This is a genomic window from Bacillus tianshenii (assembly GCA_020524525.2).
In the GTDB taxonomy this organism is placed as follows: domain Bacteria; phylum Bacillota; class Bacilli; order Bacillales; family Bacillaceae_N; genus Bacillus_AV.
The window spans coordinates 2,965,045-2,984,973 of the sequence record CP129018.1 but is presented as its reverse complement, the minus strand read 5'-3'; the positions used below and the strand labels follow the sequence as shown (position 1 = coordinate 2,984,973).

The following is a 19,929-nucleotide window of genomic DNA, read 5'->3' as shown; positions in this document are numbered from 1 at the left end:
CCTCTGCCTTATGACTAGACCGAACGAAGGAATGTAGGCACTTAGATGTCCAGAGACATGGGAGGGTACGTCATCATAAGCTATGCAGAGATCCAATGTGCATCAATATAGATGGCATAACGCAACCAATTATATCCAGTTGCGACCGCGTAGCGCACCCTTAGACTGTTAGAGTTTCACATATTTAAATAATACTGTAAGATCAGGTGTCATAAAAAAATTTTTTGACACCCCTACGACGGCTCAAACCGTTGATATATCAATATTTATAGAGGGAGGTTGACGATGTCTTCTATAACAGTAGTTATGCCTGTATACAATAATGAGAAGTATTTACGTCCAGCAATCGAAAGTGTATTAAAGAGTAGTTATAAAGAATTTGAACTTCTTATTATTGATGATTGTAGTCAAGATTCTTCTTTTGAAATCGCATTACAGTATCAAATGAAAGATGAACGTATAAGATTAATCCGAAATAAACGAAATTTGGGAGCAGCCCAAAATCAAAAGAAAGGCATTTTAGAAAGCAAAGGTGATTATGTTATTTTTGCTGCAGCAGATGATATCACTGAACCCCACAGACTCAAAGTTTGTAAAGAAGTATTTGATTCTAACAAAAGTGTTGGGCTAATCATCTCAAATGCCAAGATAATCAATTCTAAGTCAGAGTTAACAGGAGAACTTTATGTAATTGACGCTAAGATTAATAATCAAAACCTTTCTCTTAATCAATTAAAACGAAATTATTGTTTAGGGGCTACAATGGCGTTAAAAAAGGATATAGATTTGGTTTTAAAGGAAGGCGTTTTAGAAATAATTGATGATTATCAAGTTAGTTTAGAATATATTTTAGCTGGTTATGACATTCATATTGTTAATGATTTTTTAATAAAATATCGCATTCATGAGAGTAATATTTCTAATAACAATAGAAAGCTTTATAAAAAAACGGTAAGAGCTTTAAAGTCTTATAACATCTTATGTTTTGAAAAGGTGTTATTTAAAAGAGGATACACTTCAAAGGAAATATATGTATCTTTGGGGGTCTTTGAATTATTTCGAGATAATGTGGAAGACGGATACTATTACTTATTAAAGGCTTATGATGATATATCGAAAGAAATAGAAATTAATTTTGAAAATAATTTTTACTTAGGAGTAGCACTTTATAAAATAAATAAAAAGGAAGAGAGTTATAACTATTTTAAACGGGCGCTTGAATTTAAAGCTAATAATCCAAGTACCTTAAATAACATAGGGGTTTTAGTTTTCGAGTTGCGAAGTGATCTTGAAGAAGCTTTGGCATTATTTAAGAAAAGTGTAGCCATTGAACCTAACTATATAGATGGGCAAAATAATTTACAATATATCCAAAAAGGTGTTGTGGGAAATTCATTGAAAATTACAGAAAGAATACTTTCAAGCAGTATTGTGAAACGAAGGGAATATATAAATTGATAGGGATGGATTAATTAATTCTATTAGTACTTTACATTAATAAGTGTATTTTTACATTTCATTTTAAATAAAGGGGAATAAAATGGTTAACTTCGCAATCATCGGCTGCGGTCATATTGCCAAAAAACATGCTGAAGCAATTCGAAATACCCAAAATGCGAAGCTAGTTGCAGTATGTGACAAAATTGAAAATCAAATGAATTATTACGTAGAGAAATATAGTGTACAACCTTATACAGATTTAAACTTATTACTTCAACAAGAAGAGGTAGATGTAGTAAATATTTGTACTCCTAGTGGTTCGCATGCCCCGATAACAGTAAGTGCAGCTGAAGCAAAGAAACACGTTATAGTAGAAAAACCAATTGCTTTAGATGTTAAAGATGCTCAATTGATGATAGAAACCTGTAAATCTAACAACGTAAAATTAGCAGTATTACACCCTAATCGATTTCGACCAGCTATGCTTGAATTAAAAAAACTCTTAGAAGATGGCTGTTTTGGTAAGTTAAGTCATGTCAATGCTACAGTTCGTTGGAATCGAAATGAAGATTATTATAACCAAGCACCATGGCGGGGAACTAAAGAGCATGATGGTGGAGTTTTGATGAATCAAGCAATTCATAATTTAGATTTACTCCTATGGCTAATCGGTGAGCTGGATGAAGTGTACAGTATGAGTGCTACTCGTTTTCGAGATATTGAAGCAGAAGATGTTTCAACAGGAGTGATTAGGTTTAGTGATGGCACCCTTGGAGTGGTAGAAGCAGCTACTACTATTTATCCTAAAAATTTAGAAGAGACGATTAGTATATTTGGGGAAAAAGGAACGATAAAGATTGGGGGACCAACTGCCAGTTATATTGAGCATTGTGCAATTGATTCTATAGATAAGATAACAACGAAAGAAATTATTAATAAAGTCAATAGCAGTCCATTTGGAAAACCTGGGCATCAGTGGATTGTAGAAGATATGGTAAATGCAATTATACATAATCGTGAACCAATAGTTGATGGTAAGGATGGAATGAAAGCTCTTCAATTTGTAACTACTATGTATGAAGCTGCTGAAACAGGACAAGCAGTAAAGCTCAAAAAATTATAGGTTTGTATTGTTGGGCAGGAGGTTTATAGTTATGAGTTCCACTTATAAAGAAATCAAGAATCAACCTTTAGCAAATAATATAATAGAAAAAATGGAAGCAAGGCAGGCAATTATTGGGGTTGTTGGACTTGGCTATGTAGGATTACCACTCGCAGTAGAAAAAGCAAAAGCAGGCTATAAAGTTATCGGGTTTGATGTTCAACAAGAACGAGTCAACATGGTTAATGAAGGCACCAATTATATAGGAGATGTCGTTTCAGAAGACTTAAAAACGATCACCAAGAATCAAAAACTAATTGCCACTACGGATTATTCGTTTATAAAAGAAGTAGATGCGGTGGCTATTTGTGTGCCTACTCCATTAGATATATACCAGCAGCCTGATACTTCATATGTAGAAAGTTCTGCTAAAGAAATAGCTAAGCATTTACAAAAAGGGATGTTAGTTGTTTTGGAAAGTACAACATACCCGGGAACCACAGAAGAATTGTTAAAGCCCATTTTAGAACAAACCGGTTTAGTTTGTGGAGAAGACTTCTTTTTAGCATATTCACCTGAAAGAGTAGACCCGGGGAATAAGAGCTTTAATACTAAAAATACTCCTAAAGTAGTTGGAGGGGTAACTGAGGCTTGTACTGCTGTGGCTGCTTCTATGTACAGAAATGTATTAGAAGGTGCTGTCCATGAAGTTTCAAGTCCAGCAGTTGCAGAGATGGAGAAAATACTTGAGAATACATTTCGGAACATTAATATTGCATTAGTAAATGAAATGGCCATCCTTTGTAACAAAATGAACATTGACGTGTGGGAAGTAATTGATGCCGCATCAACAAAGCCGTATGGGTTTATGCCTTTTTACCCTGGTCCAGGATTGGGTGGACATTGTATTCCTATTGACCCGTTTTATCTTACATGGAAAGCCCGTGAATATAATTACCATACTAAGTTAATTGAAATAGCCGGGGAAATTAATAATAGTATGCCTGAATTTGTTGTTAACCGATGTATGCAAATTTTGAATAAAGAAGGCAAGGCCTTAAATGGTTCGAAGGTACTTATATTAGGTGTTGCATACAAAAAAGATATTGATGATTATCGAGAGTCTCCAGTATTGAAGATAATTAAAGAATTTGATAATGGAGGGGCAGATTGGACAGTTGTAGACCCCTATGTCAATGAATTTAAAATGGATGGTAAAATAATAGAAACAGTATGTGAATTAAGTGAAAATCTATTAGAAGAAGCAGATTTAACTCTAATTGCTACAGACCATAGTTGCTTTAATTATGAGATGATAGACCAAAAAGCAAATACCATTTTTGACACTAGAAATGCCATAAAGCACATAAATAATAAGTCATATTACAAGTTATAGGTTTAAGTAGTGTCAATTTATTAACGGGGTGATAAAAAAATGAAGGTACCAATGCTGGATTTATCAGTCCAATATAAAGAGTTGAAAAGTGATATTAGTAAGGCATTAGAAAAAGTAATGTCTTCTTCGCATTTTATACTAGGTGAAAATGTTAACAAATTAGAGATACAAGTATCAAGTTATAGCAATGTAGAATATGGTATCGGAGTGGCAAGTGGAAGTGATGCACTCCATTTGTCATTACTAGCTTGTGGTGTGAAAGAGGGGGACGAGGTTATAGTACCGTCTTTCACCTTCTTTGCTACTGCTGGGGCTGTGGCAAGGGTCGGTGCAAAACCCGTATTTGTTGATATTGAACCAGTTACATTTAACATAAATCCTAATAAAATTGAAGAAGTAATCACGAATAAAACGAAAGCCATTATTCCTGTGCACTTATACGGGCAAACAGCTGAAATGGAACCAATAAACGAAATAGCAAAAAGATATAATTTAATTGTCATTGAAGATGCAGCTCAAGCTATAGGAGCTGAATATAAAGGGCAACGTGTAGGAGAATTAGGAACAACAGCGTGTTTTAGCTTTTTTCCAACGAAAAATTTGGGAGCTTATGGCGATGGTGGAATGGTTGTCACGAAAGACGAGGAGATAGCTGAGAACTTAAGAGTTTTACGTGTTCATGGTAGTAAACCAAAGTATTATCATCATGTACTTGGTTATAACAGTCGTTTAGATGAGATCCAAGCTGCTATTCTCAATGTTAAATTTGCTTACCTAGAAGAGTGGAATAAATTACGTCAAACAAAAGCTGTTCACTATAGCAAGTTGATTGATGAAGCTGGGCTATCAAAGGTTGTTAAAGCACCTGCCGTACTTGATAATCGTCGGCATGTGTTTCATCAATATACAATAAGAGCGGAACAACGTGATGAGTTACAAAGTTTTTTAAAAGAGCATGGCGTACAGACGATGATTTATTATCCTAACCCGTTACATCTCCAGCCTGTTTTTTCACACCTTGAATACAATGAAGGAGATTTACCTGAAACAGAGAAGGCTTGTCAAGAGGCATTATCTTTACCAATGTACCCGGAGTTAACATATGAGCAGCAACAATACATAATTGGAAAAATCTTTGAGTTTTATAAAGGAGAATAGATATGAACACACAAAAACTCCGCACAATCTTCGCGGAATCACTTGGCATAGACGAATCGAAAGTAACCGATTCACTCGAATACAATTCCATTGAAGAATGGGATTCCATTGCCCATATGGCATTAATAGCTGATATTGATGAACAGTTCGATATCATGATGGATACTGAAGATGTTATTGATATGAGCTCATTTGGAAAAGCAAAAGAAATTCTTACTAAGTATGGAGTAGAGTTTGAATGAGGCTTGATGGGAAAGTTGCATTCATTACGGGTGCTTCGAAAGGGATTGGTAAGGCCACTGCTTTGGTATTAGCTCGTTATGGGACAACTGTATTGTTAAATGGACGTGATGAAGAGGCGTTAGATAGACTAGCTGCTGAAGTTAATGAGCAAACTGACGGAGTAGCAAAAATATTTGCTTATGATGTTACCGACTTAAATGCTGTGAAAGAGACATTTCGAACGATTCAAAAAGAATATAAACGCTTAGATATTCTTGTGAATAATGCAGGAATGCTTGCTGATGGGTTGTTAGGAATGGTTCGACCTGAACAGCTTGAACAAACGATGGCTGTGAATACGAATGCAGCCGTTTATCATATGCAATATGCCGCTCGCCTTATGATGCGTAACCGCTCTGGTTCCATTATTAATGTCAGCTCGATCTTTGGGACAAATGGTGAGTCAGGACAAGTTGTATATTCAGCGAGTAAGGCAGCACTGATAGGAGCAACAAAATCAGCAGCGAAGGAACTTGCATCTGCAAATGTTCGGGTGAATGCAATTACACCTGGTTTTATTGAAACTGATATGACCAAGAGTATTCCAGAGGATAAGTTTCAAGAAAGGGTTAACAGTATTAAAATGAAACGTATTGGACAACCAGAGGAAGTTGCAAATACAATTTTATTTCTAGCATCTGATCTCTCATCCTATGTTACTGGTCAAGTGATTGGTGTGGATGGTGGAATGGTTGTTTGATTATTAGTAAAATGGAGGAAGCAAATAGGCTTTCTCTTTTTTTATTGGAAAAAGCTCTGTTTATTCCGATAAAAAAGATGACGATCATCTAAGGAAGTGTTTTCATTGTCATTTTGGAGTATAAAAAAAGGAAACAAAATAGGAATTATTGATCAGAAATACGGCTCATTTACATATAAACAACTACAACAACTTATTGATCAGATGAAACAGGAAATCACTAGCAAAAATAAGAAGTTAGGTATTGTACTGTGTGATAACCATGTCTATTCACTAGCGGGTTATCTTGCAGGCTTGCAGGTTCGAGATGCTGTCATGCTTCTTGATGCTCAAATGAACGAAGGTTTATTTAAGCAGGTGCTAGCAGAATATCAACCAGATTGGATTATGACCTTTAAAGAGCTTAATAGTCTTACAAACTATCAACAAACTGAAATTGAGCAAGAGTATATTCTTTACCATAAGATTAGCGAAAGCAAAGGTGAGCTACATCCTGATTTAGCTCTATTACTAAGCACTTCAGGAACGACAGGAAGCAGTAAGTTTGTTCGCCTATCTTATCAAAACCTTCAATCAAATGCAGAATCAATTGTAGAGTATCTAGAATTAAATGAAAAAGAGCGACCGATTACAACACTGCCCATGCAATATTCTTATGGCTTGTCGGTTATTAATAGTCATTTACATGCTGAAGGGACACTTCTCTTAACAAGTGAAAGTATACTCTCAAAAGGGTTTTGGGAGTTTTTCAAGCAACATGAGGCAACATCTTTTTCAGGAGTTCCGTACACTTATCAAATGTTACAACGTTTACGGTTTGAGCGGATGGAGCTTCCTTCCTTGCGTTATTTCACACAAGCTGGTGGTCGGTTATCGGACAAGTTGATCGGTTATTTTCAAGAAATAGCTGAAGCTAATCATTACCTTTTTTACGTGATGTATGGACAGACAGAAGCAACTGCGCGTATCAGTTATGTTTCACCGCAAGAACTTTCTGGAAAGGTTGGTTCAATCGGAAAAGTTATTCCAGGCGGGAGATTACATTTGGATGCAGAAACAAACGAGCTGATTTATGAAGGAGATAATGTCATGCTTGGTTATGCACATAGTCGAGCTGATTTGGCGAAAGGTGATGAGTTGCAAGGAATTCTTCGTACAGGAGACGTTGCTGAGCAAGATGAGGATGGTTTCTTCTACATCAAGGGGCGGATGAAACGGTTCATTAAGCTGTTTGGCTTACGAATTAGCTTAGATGATGTGGAAAAGTCGATTGAACGGCAGCTTGGTCTTGCAGTGGCATGTACAGGTGATGATGAGAAAATGGTTGTAGCATTAGAAGACACTAAGAGTGAGCAAGTGAGTCATTTTATTCGTGACACATTTAAGCTGCATCCTCGCTCGTATAAAGTGATTGAGCTAGAACAGATGCCGCGGCTTTCAAATGGAAAAGTCGATTATTCAAAGTTAAAGGAATTGTGATAGGTATGACAGTACAGTTTTCAGCAAATCCGTTTGAGATGGAAAAGCAAGAAAAGGAAGCGTATTTAGTACAAGAAATGTCAAGACTAACCCAGTTTCACACAGAGAATTGCCAAGAGTATAAGAATATCCTTGAGAATATGAGGCTGTTTACTTCGGCTGAACGGTTGCATGAACTTCCTTTTTTACCGGTTCAACTTTTTAAAATGTTAGAGCTTTACTCAGTACCAAAAGAGAACATCCTTAAAACATTAACGTCGAGCGGAACGACTTCACAAGTGGTGTCGAAGATCTTTTTAGATAAAGAAACATCAATGTTACAGTCACGGGCATTAATTAATATCGTGCAATCATTTGTGGGTAAGAAGCGGTTACCAATGATTATCCTTGATTCGAAGAGTGTTATTAAAAATCGTAAATCGTTTAGTGCAAGAGGAGCTGGGATTCTTGGTTTCTCAAACTTCGGTCGTAATCATTTCTATGCGTTAAATGACAGCATGGAGCTTGATGAGGAAGGATTACAAGCATTCTTGGATAAGCACCAAGGAGAGCAAATTCTTCTGTTTGGCTTCACGTTTATGGTATGGCAATACTTCTATCAAGTTTGTCGTGAACGAGGTTTGAATTTCAATTTATCCGATGGTTTACTCATTCACGGTGGCGGATGGAAGAAGCTAAAGGATGAAGCAGTGAGCAATGATGACTTTAAAGCAGCGTTGCGAGAACAATTTGGACTTGCGCGGATTCATAATTATTACGGAATGGTTGAGCAGGTCGGTTCGATCTTTATGGAGTGTGAGCATGGGTATTTTCATCCACCTCATTTTGCAGATGTCCTTGTACGTGATATGAATAGTTTAGAGGTTCTTTCTTATAAGGAGAAAGGATTGCTGCAAGTTTTGAGTATTCTTCCCAAAAGCTACCCTGGCCATAGCTTGTTAACTGAGGATCTTGGTGAAATCATTGGTGAAGATGATTGTTCGTGTGGAAGAAAAGGGCGTTATTTTACAGTTGAAGGTCGGCTTCCAAAAGCAGAGATTCGTGGGTGCAGTGACACACATGCTTTCGACCAAAGAGGTGCATTACGATGATATTCTTATTGCCACGTCAAACTAGTGATTGGAAAGATGAGGTACGCTCCGTATCCTCACAAAAGATGTTAAAGCCTTTCTCAGAAGAAGTTCTTCAATTTCTTCAGAGTGTTTCGAGTCGATTATTGAAAGAACGTTCATTACGTCAATATCCAGAATTAGTAGCAGTCGGCTATTGGCTTCGGAAAGCAAACATTTATCAGCTGAAAGCAGAGTTCGAGCAGGCAGAGAAGTTATTACTACCGCGTGGAACGGTACTTCATTTTGCGCCTTCAAATGTGGATTCGATCTTTTTATATTCATGGGTATTATCAATGCTTGCAGGTAATAAAAACATTTTACGTTTATCACAGCGACAGAATGAACAACTCAACCTTTTATTAAATGTCATTGCGGAAGAATTAACAAAAGAACAGTTTTCGAAAATTGCTGAACGGACGTTGATCGTAAGCTATGAACACGATGATGCTATAACGAGCTATCTTTCTAGCTATTGCGACGTCCGTGTCATTTGGGGAGGAGATACGACGATTCAAAAGATTCGTTCGTTACCACTGCCTCCGATGGCAACAGAGTTAGTTTTTGCGGATAGGTTTTCAAGTGTGCTGCTCGCTGCAGAAGAAATTAATCAGTTGGACAGCAGAGCACTTGGGCAGTTTGTTCATCAATTTTATAATGATGCATTTTGGTTTGACCAAATGGCTTGTTCCTCTCCTAGGCTTGTTCTGTGGCTTGGTAAGGAAAATGAAATCCATGCTGTTAAGAAAAAGTTCTGGACAGAATTAGAAGGGTATTTGAAACAGAAAAAGCATTCTATAGCACCTGCTTTAAATATAAATCGATTTGCAACAAGCTGTTTCTATGGGGCTCAGGAGCATACGAAATCGGTTACAAATGTAGGTAGTGAAGGCTTTCAGCGAATAGAATTGGAGAATTTGACTGATATGGATAGAGAAATGCATTGCGGTGCAGGTCTGTTCCTTGAAATATCAGTGCAAACATTGAGTGAAGCAGCATCTCTATTTAGCCATAAGGATCAAACATTGTCGTATTTCGGATTTGAGAAAACACAATTACATGAGCTTGTCGAGAACCTTCCCAATCGCGGGATCGACCGTATTGTATCGGTAGGTCAGGCGTTGGATTTCAATTCGGTGTGGGATGGTTATGATTTCTTAACGTATTTTACTAGAGAAGTAGTTGTTCGGTAAGGCGGAGGTTGTTATGCGTTTTATAAAATTAAGAGAAGAGCATTTGGAACAAGTGTTAAAGTGGCGTACAAGTGAGCATGTCACAAAATATATGTACACAGATATTGAAGATAATCTTGAAAAGCAGAAACAATGGTTTGCAAAAGTTAAGCAGGATACAAACTCGAAGTATTGGGTGATTGAATTCAAAGATCAACTGATTGGGCTAGTATCATTGCATGAAATTGATATGCAAAACAAGCGGGCAACCTGGGCTTACTATATCGGGGAGCCGGCATATAGTATGGTTGGTCCAATGATTGGACCTTACTTGTATAATTATGTTTTTTCGGAGCTCGGTTTGAAGAAGTTGATGGGAGAAGTCATGTCACAAAATGAAAATGTGAGAAAAACGCATAAAATGCATGGGTGTAGAGAAGTGGGCTATTACAAAGACCACATTTATAAGTACGGTGAATGGCATGATGTGTATCTTTATGAAATGTTAGCAAAGGATTGGCAACAACAGCAAAAGAAATATAAACGATATCAAGGAGAATTCGAATGAAAACGCTCGTCATTATCCAAGCGCGAATGGGCTCAACCCGTCTGCCAGGTAAAATATTAAAGCCATTAGGGGAAAGTGTTGTCCTAGATTATGTCTTTTCACGCTGTAAGAAAGTAAACGGTGTGTTCGATGTAATTGTCGCAACATCAACCCTGCCGCAAGATAATGCAGTGGAAGCTTGGTGCGAGAAAAATGAAGTAACTTGCTTCCGCGGCTCTCAAGATGATGTACTATCGCGTTACTATGAAGCAGCTAAGCCTTATCAACCAGATTATGTAATTCGGGTGACATCAGATTGTCCGTTTGTTGACTTTGAGTTAATGGCGCAGATTATTGAAACCATGAAGGTGCAGCCTGTTGATTATGTGAAAGTAGTGGGTAGCCTACCGCGTGGGTTGACATCTGAAATGTTTGCTTTCAGTGCTTTAGAATATATGCATGAACATGGGAACGAGGAGCGACATAGAGAACATGTTACTTATTATGCATACGAGTTTTCAGATGAGTTTCAGCATGTCACGTTGAAAGCGCCGAAAGAAATTCAAAATCCAAGCTTGCGCATCACTCTTGATACAGAAGAGGATTATGAATTATGTACAAAGGTTGCGGAGCATTTCAATGGTGATAAATTGATTTCTTCTGCAAAAGTAGTGGAATACTTGGAGGCCCATCCTGAAGTGGCAAAGATAAATGCACATATTGAACAAAAGCCGGTGAAGTAGGTGAATATTTTATTCCGTGTTGACGCCTCTTCCAAAATCGGCACAGGCCACGTTATGCGCTGCTTAACGCTAGCCCATCAATTAAAGCAAAAAGGTGCATCTATTTCTTTTATTTGCCGTGAAGAGGCTGGGAACTTATGTGATTATATTGAACAAGAAGGATTCCGAGTTTTTCGCTTACATGCAGAAACACCACTTATTCAACAGCAAGATGCGCAAGAAACCGCTCATGTTATTAAAACAAACTTCAGTGTTGTTGATTGGGGGGTTGTTGATCATTATCAGTTCGACCAGCAATGGGAACAGATAATAAGTGGAAAGGCACATCAGTTAATGGTAATTGATGATCTAGCAAATCGTCTTCATACATGTGATCTTCTTCTTGATCAAAACTATTATACAGATTACCTAGAACGCTATGAACACCTTGTTCCAGAAGGTTGCTTGAAGTTATTAGGACCGCAGTACTTATTGCTTCGTGATGAGTTTCTAGAGGCACAGGATAAAGTGGACATTCGAGATGGCTCTATGAAACGTATCCTTATTTTCTATGGTGGAAGTGACCCGACGAATGAAACGGAGAAAGTAGTACGGGCCTTTCAACAATTAAAGATACAAGATATTCATATTGATGTTGTGACTGGAACGGCTAACCCAAACAGGACCAATGTTGAGCATTTGTGTAAAGAATCACGCTTCACTTATCATTGTCAAATTAACTATCTTGCAGACTTAATCTCTCAAGCAGATGTGGCGTTTGGTGCTGGCGGTGTGACAATGTGGGAGCGATGCTTTCTAGGCTTGCCGTCTATTGTAACGATTGTCGCAGAAAATCAAAAAGCCTCAACAGAAGCAGCTGCAGCAGCAGGAGCGGTTTGGAACCTTGGTTGGCATGAGGATATTAAGGAATCCGATTATGCAGGTGTGATTCAAAGAGCTTTGAAAGAACCTGAAAAATTAAAAGAACTTTCGTTACGTTCAATTGAATTAATGAATAGCAATGGTCAGCAAAAGGTTCATCCAGCTGTTGACCAAATGTTGAAAGGGAGCTAGACGATGTGCGCAGTACAAATCGCTGATCGTATGATTGGTCAGAAACATAAACCTTTTATTATCGCAGAGATGTCAGGAAATCATAATCAATCACTAGATAAAGCGCTCGAAATTGTTGAAGCGGCTGCGGAGGCTGGGGTGGATGCGTTAAAGCTACAAACATACACAGCTGAGACGATGACGCTTGATATTAATGAAGGTGAATTTTTCATTAATCAAGAAGGTAACCTGTGGAAAGGTGAATCACTTTATAACCTTTATCAGAAGGCTTATACACCTTGGGAGTGGCACGAGAAAATTTTTAATCGTTGCCAGGAATTAGGTTTGATTGCTTTTAGTTCGCCTTTTGATGCGAGTGCAGTTGATTTTCTGGAAAGCTTAGATGTTCCAGCTTACAAAATTGCATCCTTTGAAAATACAGATTTGCCGCTGATTAGAAGAGCGGCAGCAACAGGAAAGCCGCTGATTATGTCCACAGGGATGGCTTCGGTCGCTGAAATTGATGAAGCCGTGAAGGCGGCGAAAGAAGCTGGCTGTAAGGATATTATTTTACTGAAATGTACAAGCACTTATCCTGCGACACCTGAGAATTCAAATGTGGCGACGATTCCTCATATGCGTGAGTTATTCGGCTGTGAAGTTGGTCTGTCTGATCACACGTTAGGTGTTGGCACTGCAGTTGCAAGTGTAACACTTGGTGCAACTGTGATTGAAAAGCACTTTACCGTTTCACGTGCTGAAGGCGGGGTTGATGCGGCATTTTCGCTAGAGCCGCATGAAATGAAAATGCTTGTAGAAGAAACAGAACGAGCTTGGCAAAGTATTGGAACTGTTCAGTATGGTCCAACCGAGGCAGAAAAGCCATCAATGGAACATCGTCGCTCGTTGTACATTGCCGAAGACTTGATTGCAGGTGATGTATTAACAAAGGATAACTTACGAGCCATTCGTCCAGGGCATGGTTTGCCGCCGAAATACTATGATATGCTGCTAGGCAAGAGTGTAAAGAAAGCTGTGAAAAAAGGGACGCCGGTTTCTTGGGAGCTATTTTTGTAGAAAAGCAAGGAGGCTGATAACGTTCAGCCTCTAGCGTTCATCTATATGAAGTAGCGCTCCTCTTATGAAAGGTTCAGCAGCTTGATTTCCATTGTAGTAGGTTACAAAGAGTTGCTTGTCATTGAGCATGATTAAATCTGAATAGCCGCCATCATATGGGTTGCCTACATATTCTTCTAGACGGATTGGTGAGTTGTCGTTGACTTTAAGAGATGTCGCCCAACGATGAGAAATTGAGAAATCACGGTAAGTTACATACGTATTATGTTGATAAGTAATTGCCATTGGAGCTTGTGCCTTTTCGATTGCTCTTTCAGGTAGGGTCCATTCTATTAAATCGTCTGAATGGGATTTCCAAATTGCAAAAGGAAACTTGTTGCTTCGCATGTAAATGGTATATTGTTCACCATCACAGGTGACAGAGCTTTCATTTAAGATGTACTCTTTTGGGTTAAGCGGAAGAGCACTTAATACAGACCAGTGCTTTCCATCCTCTGTAACAAGTAAGAAAGCGCGTTCGCCAGGCTCATTTCGTAATGAACCGTATGCAGGGAATACATAGCCATGCTCGGAACTGAAGGCTTTACCATATAACACGCACCACTGTACTTCGGGTACCTTGACTGGTGTGCGTTTATCAAATTCTGGAGTAGTTGAAATTGATACATAAGGCTGGTTTAGCTTCCTTGGCAAATAACACCGAGTGACGAGTGAATAGAGATTATCATCGAGTTTTGAAACAATGGCATCAAGCTCATTTTCATTTCTATTTTCGAATGTCGTAGTTTCATAGCCGCGGTCATGAACAATTAATCGATCATTCTCAAAGTTTTCGATTAGACGGTTTTTATTTATTTTCCAGCGCTTTACTGAACCTTCATAGCCATGTACAAATGAACGGCTTGTTCGGCCTTGACGATAGTAAAGGAAAACATCGTCATTATGCATTGTAATAGTAGGGAATGATGAATAGGTAAACGGTTTTCGTGGAATAATCGTTTTCTTTTTCAATTGGATCACCTCTTCCTTTAGTGTAGCAAAATTTAGAAAGGCAGGTATAGAATAGTGAATATTCTTTTAACAGGCGGTGCCGGCTTTATCGGTCGTTGGACTGCTAAGAAGTTACTTAATGATGGACATCACGTTACAATATTAGATGATTTATCAAACGGGCGAGAGGAAAATATTGAAGAATTTAGAGGGCAATTAAAGCAATTTATCGTTGGGGATATTAAAGATAAAAGTTTGCTTCAAAAGCTCTTTAATGATGAGGAATTTGATGTTTGCTATCACCTTGGTGCATCCATTAATGTCCAAGATTCAATTGATGACCCTGAAACAACGTTTAATAATGATACACTTGGAACGTTTTATATACTAGAAGAATGCCGTAAGCACAATGTGAAAGTTGTCTTTATGAGTACATGCATGGTTTATGACCGCTGCAGTGAGGAAAGTGGTATTACAGAAGAACATCCAACTAAGCCAGCATCCCCCTATGCAGGTGCAAAAATTGCTGCTGAAAATATGGTATTGTCTTATTATTATGCTTACGGTCTTCCGACTGTTGTTATCCGCCCATTTAATACATATGGACCTTTTCAAAAAACAGGTGGTGAAGGCGGAGTAGTGGCTATTTTTATTAAACGAAAGCTTGATGGTGAAACATTAAATATTTATGGTGAAGGAACACAAACACGTGATTTGTTATATGTAGAAGATTGTGCGCGCTTTGTTGTTGAAGCAGGCTATTCAGATGCTGTAAATGGGGAAATTGTAAATGCAGGGCTTGGCCGAGATATTACGGTGAATGATTTAGCAAAATTAATTGTAGAAGATGAAACAAGAATTCAGCATGTTGAACATATCCATCCCCAAAGTGAAATCCAGAAGCTTCTATGTAACTATGAAAAAGCAAAACATCTATTGAATTGGGAACCACAAGTAACGTTAGAAGAAGGGATTAAACGTACAGAAGAATGGATTAAGGAAGGTCATCTCGACTAAGAGGTGGCTTCTTTTTACAGAGGGAGGAATAATAATTGTTAGCAATTCACGGAGGTAAGCCTGTAAGAGAAGATTTTCTTCCTTATGGACAACAATGGCTTGATGAGGAAGATATTCAGTCTGTCTTAGAAACATTGAAAAGTCCGTTTATTACTCAAGGACCAAAGATAGAAGAGTTTGAACAAGCGGTTGCAGATTATGTCGGTGCAACATATGCTGTGGCCTTTTGTAATGGAACAGCGGCGCTTCACGGTGCTTGCTATGCTGCAGGTATTAACGAAGGCGATGAAGTGATTACGACACCAATGACGTTTGTCGCGACTAGTAATAGTATCCTTTATGCTGGTGGAAAGCCTGTTTTCGCTGATATTGATCAACACACTTATAATATTTCTCCAGATGAAATTGCAAAGAAAATAACAAGCAGAACAAAAGCTGTAATAGCTGTTGATTATACGGGACAACCGGCTGACTTGGATCGTATTAAAGAAATCTGTCATGCTAATCAATTAGTCTTTATCGAAGACGCTGCACATTCAATCGGCGCTGAGTACAAAGGGAAGAAAGTTGGTACACAAGCTGATATGACGATGTTCAGCTTTCATCCTGTTAAGCACATTACAACTGCAGAAGGCGGAATGATTGTAACGAATAATGCAGAACATGCAGAGAAGCTTAGATTATTTCGCTCTCATGGAATTACGAAGGATAAGATGCTCAAGGATGAAGGGCCTTGGTATTATGAAATGCATGATTTAGGTATGAATTACCGGATGACAGACCTCCAAGCTGCACTTGGAGTTTCTCAATTAAAACGATTAGACACCTTTGTAGATTTACGTAGAAAGTGGGCTGCAATGTATACAGAAGCATTTCAAGAACTTGAAGGTGTCCAACCTCCTTATCAGCATCCAGATGGAGATTCGAGTTGGCATTTATATATGCTAAAGCTTGAGTTAGATAAGTTAAGCATGTCTCGTCGAGAGATTTTTGATGCTTTGCGGGCAGAAAATATAGGTGTTCATGTTCACTATATCCCCGTGCATTTACAGCCTTATTATCAGCAGCTTGGCTACCAAAAAGGAGACTACCCAATTGCAGAAAATTGGTATGAAACAGCGCTTACCTTGCCGTTGTTTCCTAAAATGAGCACAGGTGATGTGGAATCAGTCATTGCTGCGGTTAAAAAAGTGATACAAAAATAAATTTGTAAGAAAATTATCAACTTTAAGAAGATCGACCCATAAAATAATAAAAAAGAAGGCCGATATAGTATGAAATAACGGTATTTCGAAAATGATGAGGTGATGGAATGGTTACTCAGGCATCTAACAATACCTATTTGTTAGCTAATTACCCTAACACCAAGCAAATCACTAATATTGGGTCGAACAATGCTGTCTCTCAAGCAAAAAGTACTAAAGTTGAAAATATTATTTATCTCGGTAATCAAGAAAAGCAACAAAGTAATGAGCTGTCGGTAAGCAAAGAGGTACTACGTAAGCAAGTGGAGGAACTAAACAAACTTGCTGAAGCAAGTTATACTACACTTAGCTTTAAGTTACATGAAAAAACAGATAGGTATTACGTGCAAGTAGTTGATCAAGGAACGAAGGAAGTTGTCCGCGAAGTTCCTCCTGAAAAGTTTCTTGATATGATGGGTCGTATGTGGGAATTTATGGGCCTTATAATAGATGAGAAAATTTAATGATGTTTTCAAGTAGACTTGGCGATTGCCGAGTTTTCTTTTTTTGTCTTTTCCTTTTTTATATGGAAACTTTAAGAAACCTTCCGATATTAAGGATAGTTTAAGGTTAAATATAATGATGCATTAAATATAAACCATTTTGCAAGGAGGCTATGCAATGGAGTCAATTAAATTCACAGGTCTAGCCAGTGGTATGGATACACAAAGTATTGTCGATTCAATGATGCAAGCAAGAAGGCTTCCATTAGATCGGTTAAAGGCAGACAAGCAAACCTTTGAATGGCAACGAAGCGAGTACCGTGAAATGAGTAAGTTATTAAAAGAATTCGATCAATTTATTTTCGATGGAATTTCTCGACAAGCAAATATGTTGAAACGAACGGTGACCTCTTCTAATGAAGATTTAGTTTCAGCTACAGTAGCGGCAGGTAAGGGAGATGTTTCTTTTACATTAGAGAATGTTTCACAATTGGCTAAGCCAGCTCGTTTGATGAGTAGTAGTAGTATAGGAAGTATTGATCCTAGTAAAAGTTTATGGTCACAATTCCAATCACCAACTGATCCTTTACTAGGCTTTTGGAAGCAAGAATCAGGTATTGAAGAAGGTTTTACAGTTCCGGATGATTCAACGATGAAGAAATTTCAATTATCTAAAGGAGCAGTGAGTGGTATTGGAGCTGATGATACTATTTCAGTAACAACACCTAATGATCCAACAGTTCCATCTTCACCAACTACATCAAAAAATTATACAATTGTAACTGATAAGACGACCTGGGACGGATATGATGCTGCAACAAAAGCAGATAGAGTGTTTTTAAATACTGAGACAGGGTTATTAGAATTTGGGGAAGAATTAGCAGCTGGAAGTGAGTTTTCTGTAACTTATGATCATAACTACCTTTCCTTCAATATCGAAACAAATAAAGCAGACGGTACGAGACAATCAGTAGACGGTGGTTTTAAATTCTCAGGCTCTACATCTTTAAACAAAATGTTTGAAGAAATTAATAGTTCTAATGCTGGGGTTAATATGTTTTATGATGAAGGAACTCAAAGGGTAGTAGCTACTAGGACCGAGACTGGGGATCTTGGCACAGAAACTGAAATTCAATTTACTGAGAGTATCACTACTGGTTTAGACCCCGGTGATCCTGAAGATGCCAATTCTTCTTTTTTTACAAATATTCTTAACATGGACCCATCTGTTCCTTACGATTCAATAACTGGAAATGGTTCGTATTCGGATGGTCTAGACGCAAGCTTTACGGTGAACGGATTAACAACTACACGTAAGTCAAACAATTTCACAATCAATGATGTCACAATAGATTTAAAATCAAAATTCACAGATCCAGTCAACATAAGTTCCAAAACAGACACAGAAGGCATCTTTGACACAATCAAATCCTTTGTAGACAAATACAATGAAATGATTGGTAAAGTTAACGGCAAGCTTACTGAGGAAAATTACCGCTCTTTCAAGCCGCTTACTGATGAGCAGAAGGCAAATATGTCTGAGAAAGAAATTGAAGATTGGGAAGAAAAGGCGAAGTCTGGTTTGTTGCGTCGTGATAGTGTTCTTTCAAGTGGAATGAATAAGTTAAGACAGGATATATACACAGAAGTAAGTGCAAGTACAACGAATTCGGATTATAACCAATTAGCTGAAATTGGGATAACAACATCGAAAAATTATTTAGAACACGGGAAGCTAGAGCTTGATGAAGCAAAGTTGAAAAAGGCAATTGAAAAGGATCCAGAAGCTATTTATGAATTATTTATGGCAGAAGGAGACACATATAGTGAAAAAGGTATTGCTCGACGCTTAAGAGATTCATTGGATGAGACGATGGATAAGGTAAGAGAGAAAGCTGGCAGCCAAGGGTCTTTAACGAACCATGGTCATACGATTGGTAAGCAAATCTTAAGGCTAGACGACAACATCGATTCTTATGAGCGTCGTTTGAAAATGATTGAAGAGCGCTTATGGGACCAATTCAATGCGATGGAGAAAGCGATGCAGCGCATGAATCAGCAATCAGCACAGCTCATGTCCCAGTTAGGTATGGGCGGCGGCCAGTAACAAATAGGTTTTTAAGGGAGCGTAAGCACTATGTCCAATACACAAGCTTATCAAAAATATAAAAGTAACTCAGTCAATACGGCTTCACCAGGTGAGCTCACGTTAATGTTATATAATGGTTGTATTAAATTTATTAAACAAGCAAAAATTGCGATGGAAAAGCAAGATATCCAAGGAAGAAATACAAATTTACTAAAGGCTCAAGATATTATTAATGAGCTGATGGTGACGCTGGATACGAAGCAAGAAGTCGCTCAAAATATGCTGCAGATGTATGATTACATCTATAGAAGATTGGTAGAAGCAAATACGAAGAACAGCCTTGAAATTTTAGAAGAAGCAGAAGGGTATGTGACGGAGTTCAGAGATACGTGGAAACAGATTATACTTGAGCTCCGAAAGCAAGAATTTAAGAAAACTGGGCAGGCATAATGGAATACTTGGTTAAATTACTACAGAATTCCGAAGAGCTTGTTAAGCTGCTAAAAGGCAGTTTCTCCGACGAAGAAGGGAAATCTGTCGAAGATGTGCATAAGTTGTTAGACCAGAGGCAATTAATTATAAATCGCGTAGGGAAACCTAAAAATGAACAAGAACAACAAATCGCTCAGAAAATTGTTCATTATCAAAGCGAAATTAATGTGCTTATGGAAAAGCATAAAGGACAGTTCGATCAGGAATTGAAGAAGCTGAAAGCAAGAAAAGTGAAAAATCAGCGGTACTCTAACCCATATGACAAAGTAAATAACGATGGAATGTTCCTTGACAGAAAAAGCTAATAAACCTCCCTAGACTCATGTTTTGTGTCTGGGGATTTTTACTTCCACAATTTCGACAAAATTTTCTCCTGTTTAAGCAGGGTTTTAAAAGGGAATTGTAGAAATATAGTAG

20 protein-coding genes are annotated in these 19,929 nt (G+C 37.9%); 19 read left to right on the top strand and 1 reads right to left on the bottom strand.

Going from position 1 to position 19,929, the window contains the following annotated elements:
• Window positions 1–285: 285 nt before the first annotated feature.
• The 13 genes from LC040_15105 to pseI all read left to right on the top strand — a co-directional run bounded on the left by LC040_15105 (window position 286) and on the right by pseI (window position 13,237).
• On the top strand, window positions 286–1,458 hold the full coding sequence (locus LC040_15105; GenBank protein WLR50574.1) for a glycosyltransferase: 1,173 nt from the start codon (window positions 286–288) through the stop codon (window positions 1,456–1,458).
• A gap of 82 nt (window positions 1,459–1,540) precedes the next feature.
• On the top strand, window positions 1,541–2,563 hold the full coding sequence (locus tag LC040_15100) for a Gfo/Idh/MocA family oxidoreductase (GenBank protein WLR50573.1): 1,023 nt from the start codon (window positions 1,541–1,543) through the stop codon (window positions 2,561–2,563).
• A 31-nt stretch (window positions 2,564–2,594) separates the two neighbouring features.
• A complete protein-coding gene (locus LC040_15095; protein WLR50572.1) occupies window positions 2,595–3,938 on the top strand; it encodes a nucleotide sugar dehydrogenase in 1,344 nt (447 codons plus the stop codon).
• Between the two features lie 39 nt (window positions 3,939–3,977).
• Window positions 3,978–5,096: a DegT/DnrJ/EryC1/StrS family aminotransferase gene (locus LC040_15090; GenBank protein ID WLR50571.1), complete on the top strand. Its 1,119-nt coding sequence runs from the start codon at window positions 3,978–3,980 to the stop codon at window positions 5,094–5,096.
• 2 nt (window positions 5,097–5,098) lie between these two features.
• Window positions 5,099–5,338, top strand: a complete 240-nt coding sequence (locus LC040_15085; GenBank protein WLR50570.1) for an acyl carrier protein — start codon at window positions 5,099–5,101, stop codon at window positions 5,336–5,338.
• Entirely contained in the window at window positions 5,335–6,078 is a 744-nt protein-coding gene (locus LC040_15080) for an SDR family NAD(P)-dependent oxidoreductase (protein ID WLR50569.1), read from the top strand. Before LC040_15085 ends, LC040_15080 begins: the two co-directional genes overlap by 4 nt.
• A 96-nt stretch (window positions 6,079–6,174) precedes the next feature.
• Window positions 6,175–7,557: an AMP-binding protein gene (locus tag LC040_15075; GenBank protein ID WLR50568.1), complete on the top strand. Its 1,383-nt coding sequence runs from the start codon at window positions 6,175–6,177 to the stop codon at window positions 7,555–7,557.
• A 5-nt stretch (window positions 7,558–7,562) separates the two neighbouring features.
• Window positions 7,563–8,648 (top strand): acyl-protein synthetase, encoded by a 1,086-nt coding sequence (locus tag LC040_15070; protein WLR50567.1) that lies wholly within the window; start codon window positions 7,563–7,565, stop codon window positions 8,646–8,648.
• Window positions 8,645–9,859 carry an acyl-CoA reductase gene (locus tag LC040_15065; GenBank protein WLR50566.1) on the top strand — a complete coding sequence of 405 codons (1,215 nt, stop codon included), beginning with the start codon at window positions 8,645–8,647 and terminating at the stop codon, window positions 9,857–9,859. The genes LC040_15070 and LC040_15065 overlap by 4 nt, the downstream gene beginning before the upstream one ends.
• 13 nt (window positions 9,860–9,872) lie before the next feature.
• Window positions 9,873–10,406 (top strand): UDP-4-amino-4,6-dideoxy-N-acetyl-beta-L-altrosamine N-acetyltransferase, encoded by a 534-nt coding sequence (pseH, locus tag LC040_15060; protein ID WLR50565.1) that lies wholly within the window; start codon window positions 9,873–9,875, stop codon window positions 10,404–10,406.
• Entirely contained in the window at window positions 10,403–11,128 is a 726-nt protein-coding gene (locus LC040_15055) for a glycosyltransferase family protein (protein ID WLR50564.1), read from the top strand. The genes pseH and LC040_15055 overlap by 4 nt, the downstream gene beginning before the upstream one ends.
• Complete coding sequence (gene pseG, locus LC040_15050; protein ID WLR50563.1) at window positions 11,129–12,181, top strand: UDP-2,4-diacetamido-2,4,6-trideoxy-beta-L-altropyranose hydrolase; 1,053 nt, start codon at window positions 11,129–11,131, stop codon at window positions 12,179–12,181. It begins immediately after the preceding gene.
• Between the two features lie 3 nt (window positions 12,182–12,184).
• Window positions 12,185–13,237 carry a pseudaminic acid synthase gene (gene pseI, locus LC040_15045; GenBank protein WLR50562.1) on the top strand — a complete coding sequence of 351 codons (1,053 nt, stop codon included), beginning with the start codon at window positions 12,185–12,187 and terminating at the stop codon, window positions 13,235–13,237.
• A 30-nt stretch (window positions 13,238–13,267) separates the two neighbouring features.
• On the opposite strand, the gene LC040_15040 is transcribed toward pseI, so the two are convergent.
• Window positions 13,268–14,248: a sialidase family protein gene (locus tag LC040_15040; GenBank protein WLR50561.1), complete on the bottom strand. Its 981-nt coding sequence runs from the start codon at window positions 14,246–14,248 to the stop codon at window positions 13,268–13,270.
• A gap of 54 nt (window positions 14,249–14,302) precedes the next feature.
• Between LC040_15040 and LC040_15035 the strand changes: the two genes are divergently transcribed.
• The 6 genes from LC040_15035 to LC040_15010 all read left to right on the top strand — a co-directional run bounded on the left by LC040_15035 (window position 14,303) and on the right by LC040_15010 (window position 19,817).
• On the top strand, window positions 14,303–15,244 hold the full coding sequence (locus LC040_15035; protein ID WLR50560.1) for a GDP-mannose 4,6-dehydratase: 942 nt from the start codon (window positions 14,303–14,305) through the stop codon (window positions 15,242–15,244).
• Between the two features lie 35 nt (window positions 15,245–15,279).
• Window positions 15,280–16,449, top strand: a complete 1,170-nt coding sequence (gene pseC, locus LC040_15030) for a UDP-4-amino-4,6-dideoxy-N-acetyl-beta-L-altrosamine transaminase (GenBank protein ID WLR50559.1) — start codon at window positions 15,280–15,282, stop codon at window positions 16,447–16,449.
• 107 nt (window positions 16,450–16,556) lie between these two features.
• Window positions 16,557–16,952, top strand: a complete 396-nt coding sequence (flaG, locus tag LC040_15025) for a flagellar protein FlaG (protein WLR50558.1) — start codon at window positions 16,557–16,559, stop codon at window positions 16,950–16,952.
• A gap of 157 nt (window positions 16,953–17,109) precedes the next feature.
• Window positions 17,110–19,038: a flagellar hook-associated protein 2 gene (locus tag LC040_15020; protein ID WLR50557.1), complete on the top strand. Its 1,929-nt coding sequence runs from the start codon at window positions 17,110–17,112 to the stop codon at window positions 19,036–19,038.
• Between the two features lie 30 nt (window positions 19,039–19,068).
• Window positions 19,069–19,470 (top strand): flagellar export chaperone FliS, encoded by a 402-nt coding sequence (fliS, locus tag LC040_15015; protein WLR50556.1) that lies wholly within the window; start codon window positions 19,069–19,071, stop codon window positions 19,468–19,470.
• On the top strand, window positions 19,470–19,817 hold the full coding sequence (locus tag LC040_15010; protein ID WLR50555.1) for a hypothetical protein: 348 nt from the start codon (window positions 19,470–19,472) through the stop codon (window positions 19,815–19,817). The genes fliS and LC040_15010 overlap by 1 nt, the downstream gene beginning before the upstream one ends.
• Window positions 19,818–19,929 lie beyond the last annotated feature (112 nt).